The sequence below is a fragment of the Rhodopila globiformis genome (assembly GCF_002937115.1).
GTDB classification, from domain to species: Bacteria; Pseudomonadota; Alphaproteobacteria; order Acetobacterales; family Acetobacteraceae; genus Rhodopila; species Rhodopila globiformis.
In genome coordinates, this window is sequence record NZ_NHRY01000108.1 from 38,351 (window position 1) to 45,644 (window position 7,294).

The window sequence follows — 7,294 nt, forward strand, 5'->3', positions numbered from 1 at the left end:
GTCTTCCTCCCTCAGCCGCGCCGCATCACCATCGCGGATGTCGTCATCGGATTTGCCCAGCCCAGGTTGGCCGTGACCTCGATGGCCCTGACCTGCCGGCAACCGCCCTCGCGATAGTCATAGGTATGTTGCCGCTTGCCGTCCGGGCCGATCGGGCAGGAATCGTCGGCGGCGTGCCGCAACTGGCGCACGTTCTCGATCACCATGTTCATGCCGTGGGTGTAGCCTTCGCACAGATGTCCGCCGGAGGTGTTGTTCGGCCGCCGCCCGCCCAGCCGGGTGATGCCCGAGGAGACATACTCGCCGCCTTCACCCTTCTTGCAGAACCCGTAGTCCTCCAGTTGCAGCATGGAGGTGAAGGTGAATGCGTCATAGGCGCCGGTGGCGTCGATGTCCTCCGGCCCGACGCCGGCGTTCGGCCACAGGATGTCCTTGGCATAATAGGCACCGACACGCTCGATTGGCCCGGTCTGATAATGCATGTCCATCCGCGGCTTGCTGCACCGGCCGACGATCCCACGGATCAGCGCTGGCGTATGCCGCATGTCCCTGGCGCGATCGGCACGCGTCACGATGATCGCCGTGGCGTTGTCCGTTTCGACGCAGCAATCCAGCAGGTGCAGCGGCTTGCAGATGATCCGGCTGCTCAGCACGTCATCAACGGTGTATCGTTTCTTGTAGTATGCCTTTGGATTGTTGGAGGCGTGCTCGGAATGCACCACCTTCACCATGGCGACCTGTTCCGGCCTGGTGCCATGTTGATACATGTACCGCATGAAGGTCGGACTGAACATCTGCCCGGCGCTTTGCCAGCCATAGGCGCGGCTGTGCAGCATGTCGCCGCCAATCGGCGCCGCCGACCGCGCGCCGGTTCCGCCGATGCGCACCTGCGAGAATCCGTTCATAGCGCGGAATATCGCCACGCACGTGCACAGCCCGGCTTCCATCACGCCGATGGCAATGCCGATCAGCGCCTCGGTCGATGATCCGCCGCCGATACAATCCATGTAGAAGTCCAGCCTCGCGCCGATGTCGCCGGCCATGAAGGGCGCCGGCGTGCTGTCGTTGTTGGAATAGGACAGCATCCCGTCGATGTCGGACGTCCTGATCCCGGCATCGGCCGCCGCGTTGCGCAGGGCCCAGGTTCCCAGGGCCCGTGTCGTCATATTGGAGCCGCGCATGTAGGTCGTCTCGCCAACTCCGACGATCGCATACTTGTCGCGCAGATATTTCGGCGTGCTGACATCAGTATCTGTCGGCAGCGGCATGCTGCGTCCTCCCCTCTGGCCCTGTGATCAGATTTTGCAAAATGCTGACCCCGGACAGGGGGAACGTCAATCCTGGCGGCTGTCGTTGCGTGGCCCGCCAGCCGAGCGGAGGCGCCGCTCAGGCTGCCAGATGGGCTGCCTCCTGCGCGACGTGCGACAGGCTGACCACCGAACCGATCAGCACCACGTTCGGTCCGGCAAGCCGGCTGGCGTCCAGCAGATCCGGCAATTCCGCCAGTGTGCCATGAACGTGCGCCTCGTTCAGCCGCAAGGCGTTTTCCACCGCGACAGCCGGCGTCGATGGCGGCAGGCCCGCCCCGAGAGTTTTCAACGGCTCTACACGGGGTTCAGCAAGAGCCGTGCCAAGGCAGTTTGATAGAGTGCGAAACTTTGAGTTATTCTTGGATCGCCGCTGATCATAATGCTGGCAATAATCGCCTGTATTAGGGCCATATGACCGTATATTAGGCCCTTCTGATCCTCGTTGCATTCAGCGCAGCTTGGGGGCGAATGCTTCATCATTAGGCATCGGCAGCATGGCGGAACCTTCCAATGACGGCAGACCTGCCGCCGGATAAAGACCTTCCGCCTGCACGGCCGACGTCAACAGGTCAGGCCGGTAAACCTGCGCCGCCACCGCCGCCATATCGATCCTTTCATCCAGCCATCCCCATCGGCGCATCTGTCCGAGAAACCAGAGAGCATGCGTACGCGCCGGAAACCACGCATCCCGCGTATGGAAACGGATACGTTCCTGCCCTTCGCCACCCGGCAAGGCCGCGCGGCTGGCCTCCTCCGGCAAGTTCAATCTCTTGGGGTCGGCCAGCAACGCTGCAATCCGTGCCGCCTCCTCAGATCGGTCGCACCGGACTTGCGCTTGCAGCACGGCCCGCAGCAGACGATGCGTCAACTCCGGATTGGCCTCGGACCAGGCTCCGGAGAAGCACAGGCATTTCTCTGGATGGAACGGCCAGATCACCGACGTCCCGACCAGGATCTGCCCGGCGTTCTCCCGCTCCGCCACGTCGCCCCAGGGCGCGCCGGCACAGAAGCCTGAAATCGTGCCGGCAGCCAGAGCTGCGACGACCTCTTCCGGTGGAATGACGACCGTTTCGATATCACGATCCGGATCGGCCCCGCCGGACGCCAGCCAGTAACGCAATAACAGGTTATGGGTGGAGAAGGCGTGCACAACCGCGAAACGTGGCCTGGTCTGCTGCGCCTGCAGCCATTCCAGCAGCCTGATGCCGGGTGGAGACCTATCTGCCTTCAGGCTGTTCGCGGCAGCATGGTTGCCAACGATCGCGTTGCCGCCCTGGCTGAGCGACATCGGCACGACCAGACGGGTCCTGGGGCCACGCAATCCGGCGCAGGCCGCCAGGGCCAGTGGCGGCAGCATCACGGCCGCGTCCAGGATGTTGTATGCCAGCTTGTCGGCGATGTTCGACCAGGACGGCTCGATGTGGATCTCGACATCGATGCCCTGTTGCGCGAACAGCCCGTCGGCCTCGGCAAGAATCAACGGCGCGCTGTCCACCAGCCGTAACAGCCCGACAAGGATCGGCTTGCTCATCGCGCGCTCCCTTTCCCGGCATCGACCAGGTCCTGTGCCACGTCCGCAATGCGGCGCGCGCTGCTCATGGCGTGCCTGCGCAGCCATCGGTAGGCCGCCGGTTCGCTGTACCGGCGCTGCGTCATGAGTATCGCTTTTGCCCGATCAATCACTGTCCGGTCCCGCAGGCGTGCTTCCGCCTGCCTCAACTCGTCCTGTGCCTGCTGGAGCCGCCGGAACAGCCCCACGGCGGGGCGCAGGATGGGCTTGATATCCGGTGGCAATGCCGACGGCGTTGTAGGAAGCGACCCTGGCGTTGATGGCCTCCTCCATGAAGGTCGGATCGTCCTCATCGACGAACAGGACCACCGGCCGGGCGCTCGGGGCCGTCACCTGGCGGATCCCATCCAGCGCATCGCGGTCCGGGCGCGCCATGTCGACCAGGACGACATCGGGTGCCAGCGCCGCGAGCGCTTCGGCCAGCGGATCGCCAGGCATCAGCCGGACGACGCTCAGTCCCTCGTCGGCAACCAGCACATGGGCGACGGCGCCGGCTCGTTCGGCATTGTCATCGGTCAGGAGCACTTTCACGCGTGTTCATCTCGAATGCGCATGGAGGCAGGAGAGGCAAAGCCCGTGCCGCACCGGGATCATCGGAACGCCGTTGTGAGGCAGCAAACCGGCACATTGACCGCTTAAACTTGTGGCAGCCGATGCGCACATGGCTTGCACATCGCCTGTTCTACGGATTGCCGCGCCTCAGGCTCGGCGGTAGCGTTGCGGCCAACAGAAGGAAGCAGATCCATGACCCTGAAACTCGGCTACAAGGCCTCGGCGGAGCAGTTCGCGCCGCGTAAGCTGCTGGATTTTTCCGTGGCGGCGGAGCAGGCGGGGTTCGATTCCGTGTTCGTCAGCGATCACTTCCAGCCCTGGCGCCACACCGACGGGCACGCGCCATCCGCCCTCGCCTGGCTGGGCGCCCTGGGAGCCAGCACGCAGCGCATCGTCATGGGCACCAGCGTCCTGACGCCGACGTTCCGCTATCATCCGTCCATCGTGGCACAGGTTTTCGGCACGCTCGGCTCGCTGTTTCCGGGACGCGTCATCCTGGGCGTCGGCACGGGCGAGGGGCTGAACGAAGTCCCCGCCACGGGCATGGTGTGGCCGGAGACGAAGGAGCGATTCGCCCGCCTGCGGGAGGCAGTCAGCCTGATCCGCAAGCTGTGGTCGGAGGACGAACTGACCTTCCCGGGCGAGTACTACAAGACCCAGAACGCCACCGTGTACGACAAGCCCGGCGCCTACCTGCCGATCTACGTCGCCGGCGCGGGGCCGCAGGTCGCGAAATACGCCGGGCGGATGGCCGATGGTTTCATCTGCACCAGCGGCAAGAAATGGGACCTCTACACCGAGACCCTGCTGCCGAACGTGGCCGAGGGCCTGTCCCTGTCCGCGAAGCCGAAGCCGGACTTCGACCGGATGATTGAAATGAAGGTGTCCTTCGACCCTGACAAGCGGCGCGCCATGGAGGACACCAAAATCTGGGCCGCCCTGGCGCTGACGCCGGAGGAGAAGGTAACCGTGCACAATCCCAAGGAGATGGAGCGCCTCGCCGACGCCCTGCCCGTCGAACGTGCCGCCAGCCGCTGGATTGTCTCATCCGACCCGGACGAGCATATCGAGAAGATCAAGCCGTACATCGATATGGGCTTCCGTCATCTGGTGTTTCATGCGCCCGGCGACGACCAGGCCCGGTTCATCAAACTGTACGGGGACCTGGTGCTGCCGAAGCTGCGCGCCCGCTTCGGGTGACATGACCTCCCGGCTGGAACTGTTCGCGCTCCCCGGCCTGCCGATGGTGCAGGCCGGGGATGATTTGTCAGCCTTGATCCTGGGCGGCCTGGATCGTGCCGGGCAGGTGCTGCGCGACCGCGACGTCGTGGTGATCGCGCAGAAGATCGTCTCCAAGGCGGAGGGCCGCACGGTCGACCTGGCGGATGTCGTGCCCTCGGCCAAGGCCGTCAGGCTGGCGGACGAGGTCGGCAAGGATCCGCGGATCGTCGAGGTGGTGCTGTCGGAGTCGGTCAAGGTCGTGCGCAGCCGGCCGAACCTGATGATCATGCAGCACCGCCTCGGCTTCGTGATGGCGAACGCCGGCATCGACCAGTCAAACGTCGCGGAAGCCGATGGGCACCAGCGCGTGCTGCTGTTGCCGCGCGATCCCGACGGCTCCGCCGCGGCGATCCGCGCCCGGCTGGCGCGCCATGCGGATGTCGGCGTGGTGATCAGCGACAGTTTCGGCCGTCCCTGGCGGCGCGGCACCGCCGGGGTCGCCATCGGTGCGGCCGGCATCCCGTCGCTGATCGACCTGCGCGGGCAGCCCGACCTGTTCGGCCGCACGCTGGAGGTCAGCATCATCGGCTTCGCGGACGAGATTGCCGCCGCCGCGTCGTTGTTGCAGGGTCAGGCCGCGGAAGCGCAACCCGTCGTCATCGTTCGGGGCTTGACGTGGCAGGCCCCGAGTGTGCCGGTGGCGGATGTCGTCCGTCCGCCTGAGGAGGATCTTTTCCAGTGATCATCGCTTTGTCCGGCGGGGTAGGGGGCGCCAAGCTCGCCCTTGGCCTGTCGCGCATCATGCCCCCGGAGAACCTGCTGGTTGTCGTCAACACCGGCGACGATTTCGAGCATCTGGGGCTGTCGATTTCCCCCGATATCGACACGGTCACCTATACCCTGGCCGGGCTGGCGAACCGGGAACTCGGCTGGGGACGCCACGACGAGACCTGGTCGTTCATGGCGACGTTGGAAGCGCTGGGCGGCGAGACCTGGTTTCGCCTGGGCGACCACGACGTCGCCCTGCATGTCGAGCGCACCCGGCGACTGAAGGCTGGGGAAAGCCTGTCCGCCGTCACGGCCGATTTCTGCCGGCGGCTGGGAGTTGGGCCGCTTGTGCTGCCGATGACGGACGATCCGGTGCGCACCCGGCTGCTGACGGAACACGGCTGGCTGGATTTCCAGGAGTACTTTGTCCATCGGCGGTGCGAGCCGGTGGTCAGCGAATTGCAGTTCCAGGGCGCCGGCGCCGCCCGGCCGCACCCGGATTTCATTGCCGCCCTGGCGGATGAGGCGCTGGAAGCGGTGGTGATCTGCCCCTCCAACCCGTTCATCAGCGTCGAGCCGATCCTGGCGATACCGGGGGTGCGGGAGGCGATGATGGCGTGCAAGGCGCCGATCATCGCGGTGTCGCCGATCATCGCCGGCCGGGCGGTGAAGGGGCCGACGGCCAAGATGATGACCGAACTGGGCCTGGACCCGTCGGCCGGCACCGTTGCCCACCGCTACGCCGAACTGCTGGACGGCTATGTCATCGACCATGCCGACATGTCGGAGGTCGTCTCGATCGATGCCCGCGTGACCCTGGCCCAGACGCTGATGACGACGATCGAGGACCGGGAAGCGCTGGCCCGGATCGTGGTCGAGGCAGCGGCCACGCTGCGGCGGCGGGAATTGCGCGGCCTGCGGCATCGCGGCCAGCGATGATCGACGACCGATGATCGACGTCTGGGCGGCCGTTCCAGTCAAGGCCTTCACCGGGGCCAAGTCGCGCACCTCGTCGGTGCTGACGCCGGAGCAACGCGAAATCCTGGCCGCGGCGATGCTGGAGGACGTGCTGGCGGCGCTGGCCGGATCGACCCTGCTGGCCGGCATTCTCGTCAACACGGTCGATCCTGTGGCCGCGAACCTCGCCGTCCGGTATGGCGCGCGCGTGGTGACCGAGGGCGCTCTGGACGGCCATACCGGGGCGGTGAACGGCATGGCGCGTGTATTGGCAGCGGAGGGGAAGGGCGCGCTGCTGACCGTGCCGGGGGACATTCCGCGGGTGACCTCGGCGGAGATCGACGCGGTCGTTGCGTCGTGCCTGTCGGCGCCATCCTTCACCATCGTGCCGGCGCACGATGAGCTGGGATCGAACGCCGTGCTCTGTGCGCCGCCGTTCTCCGTACCGCTGCGGTTCGGCGACGACAGCTATTTCCCGCACCTGATGGCCGCGCGCGCGAAGGGGATCGAGCCGACAATCGTCAGGCTGCCGGGGATCGGACTGGATATCGACCACCCGGTGGACCTGCGGGCCTTCGTTGCGGGTCGGCCGAGGATGCCGACGCGGACGCTGGCGCTGCTGGAGCGGTTCGGATTTTGATACCGACCGATATCGAGAGCGGCTGTTTCTGAGTCATCCTGGTCGGCGCAGACCGCAGGGGCGTCAAAACAGGGCCGCCTGTTGCTTCCGCGTCATGGCCCGGTGTGTCCGCATAGGCGCTAACATAGGGGAGCAGGGCGTGGTCGTCGCCCTATCGTCATGGCCGGGCGTGTCCCTACGCAATGCACACATCCTGGAAACGAGTCGGAAATGACCGTAAAATCAAGTGCTTGCCTGGGCGCCAAGAGCGTTCCCCCATCGTCATGGCCCGGCTTG

9 protein-coding genes are annotated in these 7,294 nt (G+C 65.7%); 4 read left to right on the forward strand and 5 right to left on the reverse strand.

Annotated features, from left to right (window positions below):
- Nucleotides 1-11: 11 nt before the first annotated feature.
- From CCS01_RS10840 to CCS01_RS10850, 5 genes are all read right to left on the reverse strand, one after another.
- Complete coding sequence (locus CCS01_RS10840; RefSeq protein ID WP_104518839.1) at nucleotides 12-1,268, reverse strand: thiolase C-terminal domain-containing protein; 1,257 nt, start codon at nucleotides 1,266-1,268, stop codon at nucleotides 12-14.
- A gap of 118 nt (nucleotides 1,269-1,386) precedes the next feature.
- Nucleotides 1,387-1,599: an SAM-dependent methyltransferase gene (locus CCS01_RS32700; protein ID WP_146101680.1), complete on the reverse strand. Its 213-nt coding sequence runs from the start codon at nucleotides 1,597-1,599 to the stop codon at nucleotides 1,387-1,389.
- A gap of 159 nt (nucleotides 1,600-1,758) precedes the next feature.
- Nucleotides 1,759-2,841 (reverse strand): CmpA/NrtA family ABC transporter substrate-binding protein, encoded by a 1,083-nt coding sequence (locus CCS01_RS10845; protein WP_275112905.1) that lies wholly within the window; start codon nucleotides 2,839-2,841, stop codon nucleotides 1,759-1,761.
- Nucleotides 2,838-2,966 carry an ANTAR domain-containing protein gene (locus tag CCS01_RS35100; RefSeq protein WP_239992102.1) on the reverse strand — a complete coding sequence of 43 codons (129 nt, stop codon included), beginning with the start codon at nucleotides 2,964-2,966 and terminating at the stop codon, nucleotides 2,838-2,840. Before CCS01_RS35100 ends, CCS01_RS10845 begins: the two co-directional genes overlap by 4 nt.
- Before the next feature lie 19 nt (nucleotides 2,967-2,985).
- Entirely contained in the window at nucleotides 2,986-3,411 is a 426-nt protein-coding gene (locus CCS01_RS10850) for an ANTAR domain-containing response regulator (RefSeq protein WP_239992101.1), read from the reverse strand.
- 213 nt (nucleotides 3,412-3,624) lie between these two features.
- Here CCS01_RS10850 and fgd point away from each other — a divergent pair, with 213 nt between their 5' ends.
- Genes fgd through cofC form a run of 4 tightly spaced genes read left to right on the forward strand, consistent with a single transcriptional unit; the run spans nucleotide 3,625 to nucleotide 7,018 of the window.
- Complete coding sequence (gene fgd / locus CCS01_RS10855) at nucleotides 3,625-4,632, forward strand: glucose-6-phosphate dehydrogenase (coenzyme-F420) (protein WP_104518841.1); 1,008 nt, start codon at nucleotides 3,625-3,627, stop codon at nucleotides 4,630-4,632.
- Nucleotide 4,633: 1 nt separating this feature from the next.
- On the forward strand, nucleotides 4,634-5,395 hold the full coding sequence (gene cofE / locus CCS01_RS10860) for a coenzyme F420-0:L-glutamate ligase (RefSeq protein ID WP_104518842.1): 762 nt from the start codon (nucleotides 4,634-4,636) through the stop codon (nucleotides 5,393-5,395).
- Entirely contained in the window at nucleotides 5,392-6,360 is a 969-nt protein-coding gene (cofD, locus tag CCS01_RS10865; protein ID WP_104518843.1) for a 2-phospho-L-lactate transferase, read from the forward strand. The genes cofE and cofD overlap by 4 nt, the downstream gene beginning before the upstream one ends.
- Before the next feature lie 10 nt (nucleotides 6,361-6,370).
- Nucleotides 6,371-7,018: a 2-phospho-L-lactate guanylyltransferase gene (gene cofC / locus CCS01_RS10870; protein WP_104518844.1), complete on the forward strand. Its 648-nt coding sequence runs from the start codon at nucleotides 6,371-6,373 to the stop codon at nucleotides 7,016-7,018.
- The last annotated feature ends 276 nt before the right edge of the window (nucleotides 7,019-7,294 follow it).

What these genes read in the sequence shown, in the direction of transcription:
- cofE (WP_104518842.1), top strand. Translation starts at nt 4,634, where the DNA reads ATGACCTCCCGGCTGGAACTGTTCGCGCTCCCCGGCCTGCCGATGGTG.
- CCS01_RS35100 (WP_239992102.1), bottom strand. Translation starts at nt 2,966, where the DNA reads ATGACGCAGCGCCGGTACAGCGAACCGGCGGCCTACCGATGGCTGCGC.
- fgd (WP_104518841.1), top strand. Translation starts at nt 3,625, where the DNA reads ATGACCCTGAAACTCGGCTACAAGGCCTCGGCGGAGCAGTTCGCGCCG.
- cofC (WP_104518844.1), top strand. Translation starts at nt 6,371, where the DNA reads ATGATCGACGTCTGGGCGGCCGTTCCAGTCAAGGCCTTCACCGGGGCC.
- CCS01_RS10840 (WP_104518839.1), bottom strand. Translation starts at nt 1,268, where the DNA reads ATGCCGCTGCCGACAGATACTGATGTCAGCACGCCGAAATATCTGCGC.
- CCS01_RS10845 (WP_275112905.1), bottom strand. Translation starts at nt 2,841, where the DNA reads ATGAGCAAGCCGATCCTTGTCGGGCTGTTACGGCTGGTGGACAGCGCG.